Annotated in this window: 16 protein-coding genes; 10 read left to right on the top strand and 6 right to left on the bottom strand. The window is 38.8% G+C overall.

Annotated elements, in window-relative coordinates; translation table 11 throughout:
• Positions 1 to 64: 64 nt before the first annotated feature.
• A complete protein-coding gene (locus tag QL986_RS01760) occupies positions 65 to 310 on the bottom strand; it encodes a hypothetical protein (RefSeq protein ID WP_013465128.1) in 246 nt (81 codons plus the stop codon).
• A gap of 346 nt (positions 311 to 656) precedes the next feature.
• Here QL986_RS01760 and QL986_RS01755 point away from each other — a divergent pair, with 346 nt between their 5' ends.
• The 3 genes from QL986_RS01755 to QL986_RS01745 all read left to right on the top strand — a co-directional run bounded on the left by QL986_RS01755 (position 657) and on the right by QL986_RS01745 (position 3,601).
• Positions 657 to 1,955 carry a porin gene (locus tag QL986_RS01755; protein ID WP_290191064.1) on the top strand — a complete coding sequence of 433 codons (1,299 nt, stop codon included), beginning with the start codon at positions 657 to 659 and terminating at the stop codon, positions 1,953 to 1,955.
• A 182-nt stretch (positions 1,956 to 2,137) separates the two neighbouring features.
• Positions 2,138 to 2,983: an HDOD domain-containing protein gene (locus QL986_RS01750; RefSeq protein ID WP_290191063.1), complete on the top strand. Its 846-nt coding sequence runs from the start codon at positions 2,138 to 2,140 to the stop codon at positions 2,981 to 2,983.
• Between the two features lie 207 nt (positions 2,984 to 3,190).
• A complete protein-coding gene (locus tag QL986_RS01745) occupies positions 3,191 to 3,601 on the top strand; it encodes a hypothetical protein (protein WP_013465125.1) in 411 nt (136 codons plus the stop codon).
• Between the two features lie 74 nt (positions 3,602 to 3,675).
• Here the strand turns inward: QL986_RS01745 and QL986_RS01740 are convergent, their stop codons facing one another.
• Positions 3,676 to 4,575 carry a LysR substrate-binding domain-containing protein gene (locus tag QL986_RS01740; protein ID WP_024601610.1) on the bottom strand — a complete coding sequence of 300 codons (900 nt, stop codon included), beginning with the start codon at positions 4,573 to 4,575 and terminating at the stop codon, positions 3,676 to 3,678.
• 124 nt (positions 4,576 to 4,699) lie between these two features.
• On the opposite strand from QL986_RS01740, the gene QL986_RS01735 reads away from it, so the two are divergent.
• The 3 genes from QL986_RS01735 (at position 4,700) to QL986_RS01725 (ending at position 6,918) form a co-directional block, all read left to right on the top strand.
• On the top strand, positions 4,700 to 5,152 hold the full coding sequence (locus QL986_RS01735; RefSeq protein ID WP_058154782.1) for a DoxX family protein: 453 nt from the start codon (positions 4,700 to 4,702) through the stop codon (positions 5,150 to 5,152).
• Between the two features lie 78 nt (positions 5,153 to 5,230).
• Positions 5,231 to 6,181, top strand: coding sequence for a glutathione S-transferase family protein (locus QL986_RS01730; protein WP_024601612.1), 951 nt, complete (start codon positions 5,231 to 5,233; stop codon positions 6,179 to 6,181).
• 29 nt (positions 6,182 to 6,210) lie between these two features.
• Positions 6,211 to 6,918, top strand: coding sequence for a pirin-like bicupin family protein (locus QL986_RS01725; RefSeq protein ID WP_290191062.1), 708 nt, complete (start codon positions 6,211 to 6,213; stop codon positions 6,916 to 6,918).
• Between the two features lie 72 nt (positions 6,919 to 6,990).
• On the opposite strand, the gene QL986_RS01720 is transcribed toward QL986_RS01725, so the two are convergent.
• Positions 6,991 to 9,033 (bottom strand): methyl-accepting chemotaxis protein, encoded by a 2,043-nt coding sequence (locus tag QL986_RS01720; RefSeq protein ID WP_096038502.1) that lies wholly within the window; start codon positions 9,031 to 9,033, stop codon positions 6,991 to 6,993.
• Between the two features lie 205 nt (positions 9,034 to 9,238).
• Between QL986_RS01720 and helD the strand changes: the two genes are divergently transcribed.
• Positions 9,239 to 11,362 (top strand): DNA helicase IV, encoded by a 2,124-nt coding sequence (helD, locus tag QL986_RS01715; protein WP_290190518.1) that lies wholly within the window; start codon positions 9,239 to 9,241, stop codon positions 11,360 to 11,362.
• 46 nt (positions 11,363 to 11,408) lie between these two features.
• Here helD and QL986_RS01710 read toward each other — a convergent pair whose 3' ends face one another.
• Both QL986_RS01710 and QL986_RS01705 read right to left on the bottom strand, forming a co-directional pair.
• A complete protein-coding gene (locus QL986_RS01710; RefSeq protein WP_128583790.1) occupies positions 11,409 to 12,578 on the bottom strand; it encodes an MFS transporter in 1,170 nt (389 codons plus the stop codon).
• Between the two features lie 317 nt (positions 12,579 to 12,895).
• On the bottom strand, positions 12,896 to 13,843 hold the full coding sequence (locus tag QL986_RS01705; protein WP_024603122.1) for a sodium-dependent bicarbonate transport family permease: 948 nt from the start codon (positions 13,841 to 13,843) through the stop codon (positions 12,896 to 12,898).
• 124 nt (positions 13,844 to 13,967) lie between these two features.
• On the opposite strand from QL986_RS01705, the gene QL986_RS01700 reads away from it, so the two are divergent.
• The gene (locus tag QL986_RS01700) at positions 13,968 to 14,912 is read left to right on the top strand and encodes a LysR family transcriptional regulator (protein ID WP_290191061.1); all 945 of its coding nucleotides are present in this window, start codon (positions 13,968 to 13,970) and stop codon (positions 14,910 to 14,912) included.
• A 125-nt stretch (positions 14,913 to 15,037) separates the two neighbouring features.
• Positions 15,038 to 15,454, top strand: coding sequence for a hypothetical protein (locus QL986_RS01695; protein ID WP_290191060.1), 417 nt, complete (start codon positions 15,038 to 15,040; stop codon positions 15,452 to 15,454).
• Between the two features lie 338 nt (positions 15,455 to 15,792).
• Here the strand turns inward: QL986_RS01695 and QL986_RS01690 are convergent, their stop codons facing one another.
• Complete coding sequence (locus QL986_RS01690) at positions 15,793 to 16,191, bottom strand: hypothetical protein (protein ID WP_013465114.1); 399 nt, start codon at positions 16,189 to 16,191, stop codon at positions 15,793 to 15,795.
• Between the two features lie 181 nt (positions 16,192 to 16,372).
• On the opposite strand from QL986_RS01690, the gene QL986_RS01685 reads away from it, so the two are divergent.
• Positions 16,373 to 16,876, top strand: coding sequence for an Mpo1-like protein (locus tag QL986_RS01685; RefSeq protein ID WP_290191059.1), 504 nt, complete (start codon positions 16,373 to 16,375; stop codon positions 16,874 to 16,876).
• Positions 16,877 to 16,879: the final 3 nt, after the last annotated feature.

The raw sequence follows: 16,879 nt of genomic DNA, 5'->3' as shown, positions 1-16,879 counted from the left end.
ATTATAAAGCCCTAGCTTTAATTGCTAGGGCTTTTTTTGTGGTATCGCTTTGTAAGTGGTGAGTTTAAAACTTAGGACACAAAGCGTGGCTAAAGCCTTTTTCGGTTAGCAAAAAAGTGGCGCTGGGCGTCGAAAATATATATTCCTCATGAAGAAGAAACGCAATTGTTCCTTTTATTTGCTCACCTTGATGATCTGAGGCATCGCTAATTAATTGTTCAGGATCTAACTGGCTTGGGCTTGGAAAGTTATTATAAAGATGCTTAAAAATTAACGTAGCAATTGTGTTAAAGGTATCGTTATTTTTCATTTTTGGAGAGTCCTTAATTTATATATGTAGCAACAAACTGGCTGTTTTAAATATGATTTTTAAATAATAACACATTAAAAATAGGTACATGATCATCCTACTATTTTTTTAAGCTTTAATTTTGCAAGCTGCTGCTTTCATTTATTAAAATGATGATTAATTGTTATGCTTACCCTGCTAAAAAGTAGTGTGTGTTGCTGGTGTGTTGCGCAAAATCATAAAGTGTAATTGAAGAGTTGTAAAAATACGTTATCATTGTAAAACAATATGTAAAATCAAGCAGGTACTTAGCTCACGCTGACCAAGTTCGAGTTAATAACATCAACAAGGCAAGCAAGGACAAATTATGACACCTATGAAACCTTTAGCACTGGCAGTGGCTATGGTTGTTTTTTCACATCCGGCACATGCAGATACAGATCTTGATAAAGTAAAGCAGCAATTAAGCAGCTTACAAAAACAAGTGGAAATGCTGCAAAAGCAACTTGCAAAAGCAGAGCAAAAAAGTGAAAAGACAATCGAGCGCACCATTGAACAGAAAGAAGATATAGCTGAAGTTAAAGTAGCTAAACATGAACACAAGCCTCAGGGAATTAAAATTGGCGGTGCTGTTCGAACCAACTATAGCCACACCTCGTATGATGACGACAATAAAAATCGCGGCGGCGATTTTGACTTTGATATTTTTCGCTTAAATTTCTCAGGCGATGTGGGTGATGTAAAACTAAACGCTGAAATTCGTTTTTTTGATTACATGACAGCTGTTAAATACGCCTATGCTGCTTACGATTTTGCTGATGATTGGCAAGTTCAAGCAGGTATTACTCAGGTTCCTTTTGGTAACTGGCCTTACAATTCACATAACTACTTTTTCAGCACTAACTATTACGTAGGCCTTGAAGACGACCACGATTTAGGGGTGTTATTTAAGCGTAAAATTGCCGATAACTGGCAGCTTGATTTAGGCTTTTTCAAAAATGATGAATTAGGTGGTGTTGATGGTTATGTAGATAACCGCAGCGATCGCTACTCATACGATATTGTTGGTTTTAGAGAAGCTGGTGATGGTGTTTACGCTGAGCCGACCAATCCAATTGGCGAATATAATACGTTCTCAGGTCGTTACGGCTACCACATAGAGCATGAGGGTGGTAAAACTGAAATTGGTGTGTCAGCGCTTTCTGGTGGCTTGCATGATGGTGTTGACCGCGCAGGTGACTATAACGCATGGGCGCTTCACTTAAACAGTAATATGGGCCCTTGGAACTTGCAATTACAACATGGCGAATACAACTACGATATTGATAACGTAAACCGTATTGCTGTAGGCGCTTACTCGTTTTACGATAGCATGGCAGCGGAAGCAACTATGTCGAGTGCAAACGTAGCATACAGTGTGCCGGTGCAATGGGGCGCAGTAACAAACTTACAGTTTTATAATGACTACAGCGCTATTTACGACAAATCAGACAACAGCAAAGATACCTGGATGAACGTAACCGGTTTCTCGGTCGCTGCAGGTGGTTTATTTACATACTTTGACTTAGTTCATGGTAAAAACATGCCGTTTGTTGGTGGTTCATTAGCGGGCGATAGCAGCGAAACTGAACGCCGCTTCAACATTAATATTGGCTATTACTTCTAATAAGCTAGTATTCAAAGCACACGTCTATATACCGGGCGTGTGCTGCTTTGGTTTTAAAAATTATTTTTACCCTACCAATTTCAGCACCTACAAATTGATAAATCTCTAATCAACTTCTAGTATAAAAGTTCAAATGGAATTAATTAAATAATCCATATAGCTTAGCTGGAGGCTAGACATCGATGTTTGTCGTTAATGAGCAGGTATTATCTGATGTAAACAAAAACTTTATTATTCCCCCAAAACCGCAAATTTTAGATGATCTTGATAAATTGGCACATCAAAATGAGCCGTCTTTAATAGCTGCTGCAGATATAGTTGCTAAAGATGTGGCCATATCGTCTGCTATTTTAAAAATTGTTAATTCACCCGCTTACGGCTTAGTGCGAAGCATTGCTGACATAAAACAAGCCATCATGTTTTTAGGTTGGAATGGCATAGAAGCACTTATTCCTGCGCTTAAATTAAAGCAAATGTTTTTACAAAAAACATGTTGTATTAGTTTAGAGCGTTTTTGGGATAACGCGTCTGAAATTGCTAATGTAAACATGATTGTTGGGCAGCGAGTAAAAAATAAAATTCCAGTTGAATACTTATACACTCTCGGTTTATTTCATGATTGCGGCATAGTTCCGATGGCGATTAAATATGACGACTACGTCAATGTGCTGCATGGTTCAAATAGAAGCAGTAAAGAAAGTTTAGTTGATATTGAAGATCGTGTTTATGGCGCTAATCATGCCATTATCGGCTATTACTTAGCATCGAGTTGGCATTTACCAAGAGATATTTGCCAGCTTATTCTACGCCATCATGATTTAAGTTTACTTGAGGACACATCCGATCCTAATCAACAGCTCTGTTTTTGTGTGTTAAAGCTCTCTGAAAGCATAGTAAATAGTATTTTACGTGATGAAAAAATTAAAGATTGGGAGCGCCTTGAACCGTTTATACTTAAAAAGTTAAATATGTCTGAAGATGAATATATTGATTTACAAGAAGAAGTTATTGATTACTTAAATCAGTAAATAATCATGCCGGGTTTGCAGCCTAGTTAAACGAGCGGTTATTTGTCGCTTTTATTAAAACGAATATGCTCAGTTTAATTAGACTAAAGTCTATAGGTTAGTTTTTTTCACTTATTGGTTTGTTTTTAATCGTTTGTCGAGATTAAGTAAACACTCTAAAGTTTAGTTGTCGGCAACAAGCACGACTAACCAAATAGGAAACTAATCATGAAACGCTCACTTATCAAAACCATCGCTCTTGGCTCTTTATTAACTTGCTCAGCTGCTGTAATGGCTGATCAAAGTGACTACAAGTTAATGGTTATTGAAGAGGCTGCAACAGCCCCACAAGAATTCGAAGTTGCATTTAACAGTTGCGCATTAAATGTAAAATCAAAAAACTACAGCCAAGCTGAAGAAATTTGCTCAAAAGCAATTACATTATTACAGCAAAGTACAGGCCCACGTTTTAAAGTACGTGAGCTGACCTCATTTGCTTTAAGTAACCGCGGTGTTGGCCGTTTAATGGCTAAAAACGAAACCGCAGCGTTATCTGACTTTTACGAAGCACAGCAAATATCAGGTAACGAGTTAGTGTCGCACAATTTAACACGTGCTAAGCAAGATCTTGCTCTATAAAATCTATTAGTGATTAAAAAAGCCCATGCTAATTTAGTTAGCATGGGCTTTTGCATTTATGTAGTTGGCTTATTTCATGTCTGTAAATTATTGTCGATTAAAAGTTGAGTCAATTTTTTTAATCCTTTACCTTTGTTGGTTATTTTCCATGCAAGGTATAAGTCTTGAATAGGACGTGGTTCAATGAGCTCCACAACATGAAGTTTTTTAGCTTTAATATGTTCAGCAATAAGGTTTACTGGTAAATAACCAATCCCGATTCCCGATAAAATAGCGGTAATTTTTTGTTTTACGGAGCTTACATAAAAACGTTGACTACCTTCGATTAAATTAGCTGACCACGGAATACTTTGTTTTGCAGAGTCATGAACTATCACTGTGGTGTATTGACCAAGCTCACTAGGCTTGATGGGTTTTTGCTCTTTTGCTAAAGGGTGGGTTGGGTGAACCACAAGTACATTTTGAATATCCGTTATTTTCACTGCTCTGATCCCTTTTTGAGCAGGCACGGGGGCGGGTGCACCAATCACTAAGTCAACATTGTCTTCTATTAACGCCTCCCATGTACCGCTCATGACCTCTTCTTTTACATCAATTTCAATGCTTTTATGTTCAATTAAAAATTGTTGTAAAGCAGCAAAAACATTAGTTACGTCAATAATTGAGTCACAAGCAATCCGTATTCTAGGCTCCCAGCCATTAGCTATGGTTTGTGTTTGCTCCGATAAATTATTTATAGCATTGAGCACTTTACGCCCCTCGCTCAGTAAATGTTTACCTGCGGGGGTTAAAACTGCTCGCCGACCTTGGCGCTGAAATAAAGTTACATTTAATTGCTCTTCAAGTTTATTAACAATATACGACAGGGCTGATGGCACTTTATTAAGTTGTTCTGCAGCGGCTGCATAACTGCCACGATGCTCAATGGCGTCTAATACCAGTAAAGCTTCTATGCTAATAGGGGGTGTATTCATCATCATACCAAATATTAACTGTTCAAAATATTTGAACATATAAAGCAAATAATAGGAGTTATTTAATTTTAATTCAACTTATACAATAGCTGCATAATCAACAGAAACAATACAGGTAAACATTATGACGATTAAAAATATCACAGCTGCCATCACAAAAACTGAACAGTCTTTTGCAACACTACCATTAAGGCTTATTGCAGGATTAGTGTTTAGTGCTCATGGGGCACAAAAACTGTTTGCGTGGTTTGGTGGCTATGGCTTGGAAGGCACAGGGCAATGGATGGAGTCGATTGGCTTAGCACCGGGCTATTTAATGGCATTAATGGCGGGTGGCGCTGAATTTTTTGGTGGATTACTACTCATCGTTGGTTTGCTGGTGCGTCCTGCGAGTTTTGTACTGGCTATCACTATGGTGGTTGCTATTTTTACCGTACATATAGATAACGGCTTATTTATGAGCAACAACGGTTACGAGTTTGGTTTATCGTTGTTGGCAATTACCTTGGCCTTATTTATTCAAGGAGCTGGAAAGCTATCCCTTGATGGAAAAATTCATAACAAATTAAACCAATAAGCTGATCATATAACTGATTGAACTTTAAGCTGCCAATCTGCGTAAGGTTGGCACATTCTACATACTTAGGAGACGGACATGGGATTACTTGTTAACGGTGAATGGGTCGATAAATGGTACGACACCGAAAAAAGCGACGGTAAATTTGTACGTCAAGACAGCCGTTTTAGGGATACTATTTCATCAGCGCCACAAAGCAAATTTACCCCTGAGGCGGGGCGTTATCATTTATATGTATCGCTAGCGTGCCCTTGGGCGCACAGAACGATTATTTTTCGTAAATTAAAGCAGCTCGAAGATATTATTTCTATGAGTATTGTTGAAGCTCCCATGATGGAAAACGGCTGGGAATTTGGCGAGCAGGGCGATCCACTTTATAACTTAGATTACGCCTATCAATTATATTTAAAAGCCGATCCTAGTTATGAAGGGCGGGTTACTGTGCCGATTTTATGGGATAAAAAAACGCAAACTATTGTAAATAATGAATCAATAGAGATCATTCGTATGCTTAATAGTGCGTTTAATGAGCTCACTGGCAATACTGATGATTATTATCCAGAGCCACTTCGTGAAGAAATCGAAGCCGTGAATAACCGTGTCTATAACACCATTAATAACGGCGTATATAAAGCCGGTTTTGCTACTACACAAGAAGCTTACAATGAGGCTTACACCGCACTATTTGATAGTTTAGACTGGCTAGAAGCGCGTTTAGCTAAGCAGCGCTATCTCGTTGGTGATGTTATTACAGAAGCTGATTGGCGTTTATTTACAACCCTTATTCGCTTTGATGCGGTGTATCACGGGCATTTTAAGTGTAACCGTCAAAAATTAAGCGAGTTTCACCATATTAGCAATTACGTTAACGAGCTGTACCAAGTACCGGGTGTTAAAGAAACAGTCGATTTAGAGTACACAAAGGTGCATTACTATGTAAGCCACTTAACGATTAATCCAACACAAATAGTACCGCTGGGTGCAAAGCATCATTTTGATGCTCCACACGACCGTGAACGTCCATATTAATTAATGTTTATTCTTTTTGAGGAAAGACCATGATCAATCATTATCCAAAGAATAGTTTAGGCAGTGCCGATCACGGTTGGCTTAAATCTAAACATCATTTTAGTTTTGCACATTACTATAATCCGGCACGTATGGGCTTTGGTACATTACGCGTTGTTAATGATGATTGGGTTGCACCTGAAATGGGATTTGGAGCGCATCCACACAAAAATATGGAAATTATTAGTTTCATACGCAGTGGTGCCATTACTCATCAAGATAGTATGGGTAATAAAGGCATAACCGAGCAAGGTGAAGTGCAGGTAATGAGTGCAGGCACAGGTATTGTGCATTCTGAGTATAATCGTACCAATGAGCCACTTACTTTTTATCAAATTTGGATTCAAAGTAATAAACAAGATGTGCCGCCGCGTTGGGAAAGTAAAAAATTTCCGACCGACGTAGCTAACGAGCTTACGCTTTTAGTGTCGGGTTATGCAGAAGATGCGGGTAACACCTTATTTATCAATCAACAAGCACGTATTTATGGTGGAAAGCTTGGAAAAGGTACCACCATCACTCAGCGTATTGATCATCAAGCTTATGTACTTGCATCTGATGGTGTATTTACTGTAGATGACAAAAACAGTGTAATTACCATGAACAAAGGGGATGGTGCTGAGGTCACTCATGCTGATTTTATCACGCTAACTGCAACAATAGAGTGTGAAATAATTATTATTGATACATTAGCCTAGGCTATTCGGCTTAGTTGGGTTTATCTTAATGGCGCAGTAAACACTGCGCCATTGTTTTAAAAACTTACAGCACTATACTTTAAAGCTATCTACTTGCGATTTCATTTGCTTGTAAAGCGCTGATACATTTTTTGACTGCAATGTTGTTTGCTCAGAGATTTGTTTCATTTGTGCTGACTGTTCTTTTAACGATACCAAATTTCTATTAATCTCGTTTGCTACATGAGATTGTTCTTGTGTTGCTTGTGCGGTTTCGGCCGACATTTGCTGCACTTTTTCAAAGGCGTGAGTTAGGTTGCTAAAAATACTAATAACGGCATCAAAATTACTGAGTGTGGCATTAGCATTTGTTTGACTGTTTTTAATAGAATCTGATGACGCTTTTACATTGTTATTTAAGCGTTGGATCATCGTATCTATTTCATCGGTGCTTTGTTGTGTGCGAGTAGCCAACGTTCTAACCTCATCAGCGACAACGGCAAACCCTCGGCCTTGCTCGCCAGCTCTGGCAGCCTCAATCGCGGCATTTAACGCTAATAAGTTAGTTTGTTCGGCAATATTTCTAATGACCTCAAGTACAGACGTAATATCGGTTGAGCTACTTTCTAATTCAATAGAATTAGATAAAGCCGATTGAATATCATTGATTAAATCTTCAATTGCTTTACTTGATACATCAATGGCTTGAACTCCTTGCTGTACCTGCTCGCTAGAAATATCAGCTTCGTGGGCGGTATTTTTAGCCAGCTCAGCCATTTGCTGGTTTGCCATATCCATTTCATGACCAGCGCTTACAATAGAGTCAGACGCATTAGCAAGTTGCTGGGTCACGTCCATCGCGGTATCAGAGACATTATTAAGATCGCCGGTCACAGTACCTAGTTGAATGGATTGCTGCTGAATGTTTTTTATTATTTGCTGCAGGTGTGCTAAAAAGTTATCAAACTCATTACTCAGCTCACCGAGCTCGTCATGTGATGTAGTATTAATTCTTTGCGTTAAATCACCATCACCAGCGGCAATTTCTTGGATTCGTAGAGTAATATTATTTATATTGTCGGTGAGTTTTTTAGGGATGTAATAACCCACAGCTAAAGCAACAATAAAGGCAATAATAATGATAACAAACACAATTTTTTCAAAAAGTTGAATGCTAGCTTGCACTTCATGTTTTACTTTTCGGGCATAGGTTCGCGCTTCTTCGCCCGCTATATCAAGTATTTCTCTCAATTCATTAAAGCTTTTATCTGCTTGCGCTAAATTATCATCAATTAAGGCTATTTGATTAGCCGAACTTGAGTAAACTAACGCTTTTCCTTTCTCGTACCACTGTTGATAAAGTTGATCAAAATTAGCGTATTTTTGTGTCAGTTGTGGCTCATCAATTAAGTAGCTGCGGTAACTATTAAAACGACGAATAACCTGAGCTGCATTTTCTTCAAATAGTTTTTGGTTTTGTGCCAATTCGCCATGTTGGTTTACAATTTTTTGTTTTGCTAGTCGAGCTTGGTATATATCTCTATCTGCATTGAGCACCTCGGCCATTGCTTCTACATAGCGACTTAATAACTCTGAGCCGACTTTATCTTGCTGCTGTTTATTGGTATGGATGCGAAGCTCTTCACCTGCTTGATCCATCATTTCTCGTATTTGTAAAAATTCAGATTCAGTTTGATTCAAATCACTTTGCATTTTACTTTGTGAGTGACTGGAATCCATTAACGTTTTACTGTGGTCTAGCCATTGATTGTATAAAGGCGCAAAACGAGAAAAAGAGTCATGTTTTGACAATAGTGCTCGTTCATCTTTTAAGTACGTTAAGTATTTGTTGAAGCGGTCTTTGACTTGTTCAGCGTTTTCTAAAAACTCTGCTTTATTGGTCTCATTATCGCCTGTGGCACTGAGTAGATTTTCCAGTGCAATACGTGCTTGGTATATGTCTCTGTCAGCATTTAAAATAACGGTAACGGCTTCAAAAAAGGTTTCGGTTTGCCTTTTCATCGCGTTGTCTTGTATGTAAGTAATTGATGCAATTGAAACAAGTAAACCTGCAAGGATCAGTGCTAAAAAAGCAATAGGTAAAATAACTTTGGTTCTAATTGAGTTAATTCGCATGTTTCAATCCTTGTTAAATCACTGTATGTAGAGTAAATATTAGTCACAATAGGGAGTTATGCCAAGGAAATGGATAAATTGATTGGTTGTTTTTTGTTCTACTTTAACGCGTTGAAATTTTACCGCCAGATTTATTATCCTTACAGCGCGTATTACCTTAAAATAGCGTTAATTGGTTCATTTTTATAAAGGAATTCTGCTGTTAATGAATTCTATTTTCCCCAGCGTATTTGGCCGCCTGTTTACCCCACACCTCGCTGTTGATATTAATCAACAAGGTTTAGTCATTAACAACAAAAAGCACACAGATACACTGAATTGGTGCGATTTAACCTCGCCTATTTGTTATGAATATGGGGTTTTTGGACAAACACTACGTTTTTCAACACAGTCTAGGCAGTATCGAGTGTGGATGAGGGCTTATGGCAGTCACCGAATACTTAAAGCCAAGACGGATCAGCTATGGGTCAATAATAATATTGAACCATTAAATGAGCTGCTAGAAAATATTAACCAATTTGCACATCATCAATTTTTGCGTCAATCCTATGTGGCAGATATAAAACAGCGCGTTAAACAACAATACAACCGCTGGTTACCTTGGATAAAAAAGAGTGAGGCATTGGCAGTTGTTAGCACACAAATAAAACTGCTCGAACAATATAGTCAGTGGAGCGATTCATTAACTCGCTTTTTACAGCATAAATACACACAGACACAGTTGCAGCGTTATGCTGGTTTTTTCGATAACGTTGAAGCAAACCCACTTACTGAAAAGCAAAGACGGGCATGCATCATCGATGACGATAATAACCTCGTATTAGCCGGAGCCGGCACAGGTAAAACCAGTGTAATGGTGGCGCGAGCGGGCTATTTAGTTAACAGTGAGCAAGCTAATTACGATGATATTTTATTACTCGCCTATGGTAAGCAAGCTGCCAGTGAAATGGACGAACGTATTAAAGCTAAGCTGAATACACAGGCTATAAAAACCGCTACTTTTCACAGCTTAGGTTTAACAATTATTAGTGAGGTTGAGAGAAAAACGCCTAAAATATCTAAACTTGCTGAAAACGAAAAAGCTAAAATAAAATGGGTTGAAGGGTGTTTTGAATCGCTTGCTAATGCTAAGCCACAGTATGCTAAAGCATTGGTAAACTATATAAATAACAATTTTAATGACGTTAAAAGTGGGTTTGAATTTAGTGCTGCAAAGCCTAACCATATAGCGCTTCTAAAAGAGATAAAAACTGGCGGTCATTTAACCAAATTAGCAACTTTATTTAGTCAATTAATTAGCGTGTATAAAACAGCAAACAAAACCTTTGAAAGCGACTCAAAGCAGTTACAGCAGACTTGGAAACTATTAAAGCCATTATTAGCCAACTATAACCATTATTTACATACTAAAGGTGAAATAGACTTTGACGATATGATCCTCAAAGCTCTTGATTACGTCACTGCAGGGAAATTTGCTTCACCTTGGCGTTATATCATGGTCGATGAATTTCAAGATATATCGCCCACGCGTGCGGCATTGGTTAAAGCGCTGCGCGATAGTAAGCCCAGGAGCTCATTGTTTGTAGTAGGCGATGACTGGCAAGCTATTTACCGTTTTAGTGGTGCTGATATGCGCCTGACCACAGAGTTTGCCGCACATTTTGGTTTTACTACACAAACCATACTGGATGTTACGTTTCGTTTTAATAATAAAATTAGTGAGGTTGCTTCATGTTTTATCATGAAAAACCCTGCCCAGTTAGCTAAGCAAATTAACTCGTTATCACAAGTGATAAAGCCCGCTATTAGCGTATTAAAAACAGCGAATGTTATCTCAAGCAAAAATACAAAAATAGCTGAGCTAAATAATGGGGCACTTGCCCATTTACTCGACACTATCAATAAAAATAAGCCCGCTGTTGTGTATTTACTGGCACGCTATCGCTATCAGTTACCTACTAAAGCTGACATTAACGCCTTGGAGCACACCTTTTCTTCATTACAAATTGAGTGTGATACCTTTCATGGTTCAAAGGGTAAAGAAGCCGATTATGTAGTTATATTAGGTATGCATGGCGGGCAATTTGGATTTCCGAGCACTAAGCCATCGCCGGCAATGTTAGAAGCTCTGTTACCCGCTAAAGATTTGTATGCCCATAGCGAAGAGCGACGCTTATTTTATGTGGCGCTCACTCGTGCTAAACACAAGGTGTTTATCATAAGTGATGACAACAACCGCAGCTGTTTTGTTGACGAGCTCATAAACGAGTATCAAATTGAGCTAAAAGAGTTAAAAAACATAGCTAGTAAAGTGGTAGCGCAGGTATAAACCGCTTAGTGGCAAACGAATAAGCTTAAGCGGTCTATTGCGTTAGTTAACCTGCAACAGGGGTGTTACCTGTGGGTATTTTTTTCATACTTTTTATGAGCATATAAATACAGGTGGTAATTAAACAACCACCTAAATAAATAAGCACACCATGGCTTGCATCAGAAAAATGCGTTGCCAACAACGGGCCTAATACAGAGCCAACACTGTAGCTGAGCAGCATTATTTCAGTGGCTGACACTATCTTTGCCATAGGTAACGAGTCGCACGCTAAAGTAATTGCAATCGGATAAAGTGCAAAACTACACGCACCTAATACAAAGTAACTTACAACTAATCCGCCAAAGCTATGCGCGTTTAATATTCCCATTACGCTGGCAGCACCAACAAAACAAAAAATAGCCATAAGTAAGCTTTTTATAATACGGGTTGATAAATAACTCACTAAAGGTTGCACCAGCATGCCACCTAAAATAATCACCGCCATAAGTAAGCCGGTATATTGGGCTTGATCAGTTTGCGCGGCTATATAAATAGGTAATAACCCGTAAATGGGGCCTAGTAATAATCCTGATACTAAACAGCCTAAAATAGCAGGGCGGCTGAGAGTTTTTAACTCTTTAAGTGGCAGCTTTTGTAATTGCTGAGCATTAGGTTGGCCTGTGGTAATTAATAATGGAGCTAAAATAGCCAACGCCAAAAGGGCCACGACAAATAAATACGGTACGGCACCTTCAGTGCCAAGCGGTGTGATTGCTAATTGCCCCACAGCGCTGCCACCATATAAAGAGGTCATATATAAACCTAAGCGTTTAGCTCGCGCCTTAGGTGTATTCGCCATTAACAACCACGACTCAACCACTACAAATACTCCCGCAACAGCAATACCAGCAACAAAGCGAGCAATTAACCACATTGTGGCTGTAGGGGAAATGATCTGCGCAATAACACTGATGATCAGCAACATTAAAAATGCGATAAATGCCATACGGTGGCCAATTTTTACTACCACACGCTCAATACACAGCGCGCCAATAAGTAAACCAAAATAAAAGACGCTGGCAAGCCAAGGCGCAAGATCAATACTTAACTTAAAAGCACTCAGTGATAACGGGATCAGGCTCATTAAAAAGCCCGAAGCAATAGCAAAAAAAGATAAACCAATAACAGGGGCTAAAGGATTATTTGATTTACTATTAGCGGCAAGTTCCACCATTAGATTATTCCGATAAAAAGGGTTTAAATAATTGCTGATTTAGGTGTGATAGTGGCGCGATTATTTGAAGCAGGTTAATTTGGCTGCGAATTTATGCTGCTTTTTATACCAAGTAAAGTGTTTTTTAATTGCTCAATCAAAATAATTTTTAAAATGTTTTTTTACGTAAACTAATCGCTTAATTGCAATCTGATTGTAGAAATAAGTTAGCGTTTTTGTTTTATATTTGTTGATTTTTTAAAGAGGGTGATAACGTAGTAATGGCGGGGCATAGTTAAAAAATAAAAGCCCATGTTGGGCTTTTATTGGTGTTTATTTTAGTGCATGGCAAGCGCAAGCTTATGGTACAAACCAATACCAACAATCACATTAAACGGAAACGTTACCCCTAAAGAGCTGAGCATAGCTAGGCCAATATCAGCCTTGGGAACGGCTGCTTTAATTGCCGCAGGGGCTGCAATATAAGACGCACTAGCCACTAAACTACCGAGTATCACCACCGAGCCTAATTCTAATTTTAATAGTGTGCCTACAGCCACGCCGATAGTACCTAAAAATAGCGGAGTGATAATAGCAAATGCAGCGAGTCTCCAATGCTGCCAAGGAAATGGGCGCAGAGTTTGCGCAGCCACTAAACCCATTTCAAGTAAAAACAATGCCAGTACTACTTTAAAACTACTGGTTAAAAGACTGGTTACTTGACTGCCTTGCTGTGTGCCATACATCATTCCGATGATCACACCGCCAACTAACAAAATCACGCTTTTGTTAGTAAGTGTTTCGTGCCAAAGCGCTTTGAGTGACAGTGTATTACTTTGGCTATGTTGTTTATCGAGTTTACGATAAAGCATTAAACCGACAATAATGGCAGGTAATTCGAGCATCACTAAATACAGTGTAACCTCAGCACCTACCTCTAATTTAGCTGACTCTGCATAAGCCAATGCAACTGCAAAGGTACCTGCGCTTACCGAGCCATAATGCGCGGCAATACTGGCGCTATTAGCCACACTGAGTCTAACAACATATTTTAAAATAGGGTAAAGAGTGAGGGGAATAAGGCCACCGAGTAACATAACCGAGGCCATTTCAGGAAGAAGCTGCCAGCTTAAATTTCCATGCAGCACCATGCCACCTTTTAACCCTATGGTGAGCATTAACAATAGACTTAGCGTGTCATAAGTGGCTTTAGGTATCGCTAAATCAGAACGTAAAATCCCCGCCACTAATCCTAAAATAAAAAACATTACGACGATATCAGGCACACTGTTCTCCTTTTTGTTATTAGTTACTCAATTTGTTAAGCGGCGCTATTGTAAGCCTATCTTTGTATAGCAAATAATAAAATGAATGATAGTATCTTATAGATAAAAATCTATGAGGTGAGTAATGAACATAAGGCAACTATCATTTAGGCTACTCGAAGTCTTTATGAGTGTAGTTAAAACCGGCTCCATTAGCGAAACAGCTCGGCAATTGCATTTAACCCAGCCTACCGTTTCTTTGCAAATTAAGCGCTTACAAGAAACCGTTAATGAGCCTTTAATTGTTATGCAACAGCAAAAATTACAGGTTACCGAGGCTGGCTTACAATTATTTAGAACTTGTGAGCAAGTGTTTGGGCACTTTGATGATTACCAAGACTATTTAGCCGAGGTTAAAGGCGGGGAGCGCGGGCGCTGTAAAATTGCCATGGTAAACACTGCACAATATATTTTGCCTAAGTTACTCGGGCCTTACAGTAATGCCCATCCCTATGTAGAGCTGCCATTGGAAATTGGCAACCGCTCTGCAGTGTTAGCGCGTTTTGAGCGTGGAGAAGACGACATTTATGTGTTTAGCCACCCACCATCACTTGAACATGCCCAAGCCGCGCGTTTTTTACATAACCCCTTGGTCTTTATTGTGCCGCTTGATCATCCGCTTGCCGATGTAAAAGCATTAACATTAGCTGATTTAATGCCATATCGATTTTTATTAAGAGAGCCAGGCTCTGCTACGCGTATGCTTTTTGAAAGCGAATTACAAAGCCGTGGTTTAGTCCTTAGTGATAGTGTGCAAATGGCCAGTAACGAAGCCATACGGGTTGCTGTTTCCTCGGGAATGGGGATTGCGGTGCTTTCTCATCATGTATTACCTAAAGGCGATAACAGTTTTAAAGTGCTCAATGTAACCGACACCTGCTTAGCCAGCCATTGGTATTTTGTAGTGCGCACAGACAGGCATATTTCTCATGCTGCGCGCAGCTTTTTAAAATTTGCCCAGCTGAATTTAGAGCAATATCTCGATAAGCAATGGGTGCGTAATGAGCTAAATGGGCTTAATTTAAAATAAAGAGTTAAAGCGAAGCGAATAACAAATATAAGTTGGTATTAAAGTTGCTGTAGTTATTCACATACAAGTATCTAAATGAAAATAGTTAAAGATAGATATTTTAACGCAAAAATGGATTTGAGCTGATGACATCAATAACCTTTAAAAATCAATACAATACTTATGTTAGTACAATAAATAAACCGGCAAAAGCTGACGAAGTAGCGGCAACTTCTGGCCCTGCGGCAACAGCTAAAACCAGCGATAGCGAACAAACGCAAATCGCAAGCGCTAAGCCACAAGACAAAAGCTTTTTAGAAAATGCGCAAGAGGCGCTTATCTATCAACGATTAGGAGTTGATAAAGAAAAAATTGCTGAGTTAAAAGCAGCAATCGAAGCATTGGCAGAAAAACTTCAAGAGCAAGGTGCTGATATAGACACCATTAAAGAGCAGCTTGCAGAGTTACAAAAAATGCTGGAGCAAGAATACGAAAAAGGCACTGATCGAATGGCCATGCAACCTACGCATGAAAAAGGCAAGTTTGTAACCGCATTAGTTTAGATAACGACACGTTGCAAGCTCATTTACTTCTGATTTTAAATAGATTTTAAGAATTATGCACAAAGAGGGCAAAGAGACGCTGCGCTTTTAGAGCAGTGATCTAAAGCATACTTTTTATGGCTTCTCATTTTCTCCTCATTCAATTCTCTCAGTTCATACTGTTTTTTATGATCAATTTACAAAGAGGGCGAAGAGACGCTGTGCTTTTAAAGTAAGTAGCTGAAATAAATAAATTTTTCTACTCATTTATTCCTCATTCATTTCTATCAGTTTAAATTATTTTTAAGTGATTAATACACAAAGAGAGCGAAGAGACGCTGCGCTTATAGAGCAGTGATCTAAACCATAACTTTCATCTGCAACCAAAAAACCAAGCTTGGGCATATAAAAAGTATCAACATGCCAACACTAAGCAAGTTGCCTTTAAAGAGATTAAAGTCATCAAAAATTCTCTGCCACTTATATTTAAATAAATACCTACCCACAAAAATATCTAAACTAAGCATTATTATTAGCCACATTAAGCCTAATTTAAAACAATCTAGGTAGTTTGTAGGGGCAACCCATGGCAGGGCTAACCAAGCTATAGCAAAAATAATGGCGATGCCTGAGAGTAAACTAAGCGTTTTAGCGCGTCGTTGCCCATATAATCGATGCAGAACTCGCACCCGAATGTTGCCATTAATTATCTCGCCTAAAGCAAGTAATAAGCCTATGGCTAGAGCTTTTAATAACATGATGATTTCCTTATATTACAAGGGCCAACAGTTAAACATTTATTTTAAATAGCTTACATCAATACCCAATTAGAGAGCCATTAGTTAGCCTTTTAATTTATAACCATCGGTATTTGTTGTTATTGTGCGCACTTTTTTATAAGGTGAACTTTGCTTATAAAAATAACAACGGGATCAACCGATGAAAACTCTACAACAACAACTTGGCCAGTATGGCTTGTATCATCGTTCAAAGCGTAACGTATTAACTCACTTTTTTGGTATTCCACTGATTGTATTTGCGGCATTGTGCTTACTCGCGCGTGTTGAAATTCCCATAGGGAGTTTTAATGTCGATGGGGCGCAGCTTTTTGTCCTTGCCAGTGTGGTTTACTATTTTATGCTGAGCTTTTCGCTAGGTTTAATCATGGGCATTATTTTTACTGTATTGTTAGTGGCAGCGCAGCCTATCGCCGCAATGCCCTTTACATCATGGCTGACGATTGGTGTGGGTGTGTTTGTATTTGGCTGGGTGTTACAGTTTATTGGTCATTATTTTGAAGGCAAAAAGCCCGCCTTTGTTGATGATTTAGTGGGTTTAATTATTGGCCCTTTGTATGTCACCGCAGAGCTGTTATTTTTAATGGGCTTTTATAAAAATTTAGAACAGCAAGTTAATGAAATAGCGGGCCCAACTAAAGCATAATCA

This window comes from Pseudoalteromonas sp. APC 3250 (assembly GCF_030407915.1).
In the GTDB taxonomy this organism is placed as follows: Bacteria; Pseudomonadota; Gammaproteobacteria; order Enterobacterales; family Alteromonadaceae; genus Pseudoalteromonas; species Pseudoalteromonas tetraodonis.
The sequence above is the reverse complement of the archived record's forward strand: the minus strand, read 5'-3'. Positions and strand labels throughout refer to the sequence as shown.

Coding starts and splice junctions, on each gene's coding strand:
- QL986_RS01745 (WP_013465125.1), top strand. CDS start 3,191: ATGAAACGCTCACTTATCAAAACCATCGCTCTTGGCTCTTTATTAACT.
- QL986_RS01710 (WP_128583790.1), bottom strand. CDS start 12,578: ATGGTGGAACTTGCCGCTAATAGTAAATCAAATAATCCTTTAGCCCCT.
- QL986_RS01735 (WP_058154782.1), top strand. CDS start 4,700: ATGACGATTAAAAATATCACAGCTGCCATCACAAAAACTGAACAGTCT.
- QL986_RS01690 (WP_013465114.1), bottom strand. CDS start 16,191: ATGTTATTAAAAGCTCTAGCCATAGGCTTATTACTTGCTTTAGGCGAG.
- QL986_RS01685 (WP_290191059.1), top strand. CDS start 16,373: ATGAAAACTCTACAACAACAACTTGGCCAGTATGGCTTGTATCATCGT.
- QL986_RS01750 (WP_290191063.1), top strand. CDS start 2,138: ATGTTTGTCGTTAATGAGCAGGTATTATCTGATGTAAACAAAAACTTT.
- QL986_RS01760 (WP_013465128.1), bottom strand. CDS start 310: ATGAAAAATAACGATACCTTTAACACAATTGCTACGTTAATTTTTAAG.
- QL986_RS01695 (WP_290191060.1), top strand. CDS start 15,038: ATGACATCAATAACCTTTAAAAATCAATACAATACTTATGTTAGTACA.
- QL986_RS01700 (WP_290191061.1), top strand. CDS start 13,968: ATGAACATAAGGCAACTATCATTTAGGCTACTCGAAGTCTTTATGAGT.
- QL986_RS01755 (WP_290191064.1), top strand. CDS start 657: ATGACACCTATGAAACCTTTAGCACTGGCAGTGGCTATGGTTGTTTTT.
- QL986_RS01740 (WP_024601610.1), bottom strand. CDS start 4,575: ATGAATACACCCCCTATTAGCATAGAAGCTTTACTGGTATTAGACGCC.
- QL986_RS01730 (WP_024601612.1), top strand. CDS start 5,231: ATGGGATTACTTGTTAACGGTGAATGGGTCGATAAATGGTACGACACC.
- helD (WP_290190518.1), top strand. CDS start 9,239: ATGAATTCTATTTTCCCCAGCGTATTTGGCCGCCTGTTTACCCCACAC.
- QL986_RS01720 (WP_096038502.1), bottom strand. CDS start 9,033: ATGCGAATTAACTCAATTAGAACCAAAGTTATTTTACCTATTGCTTTT.
- QL986_RS01725 (WP_290191062.1), top strand. CDS start 6,211: ATGATCAATCATTATCCAAAGAATAGTTTAGGCAGTGCCGATCACGGT.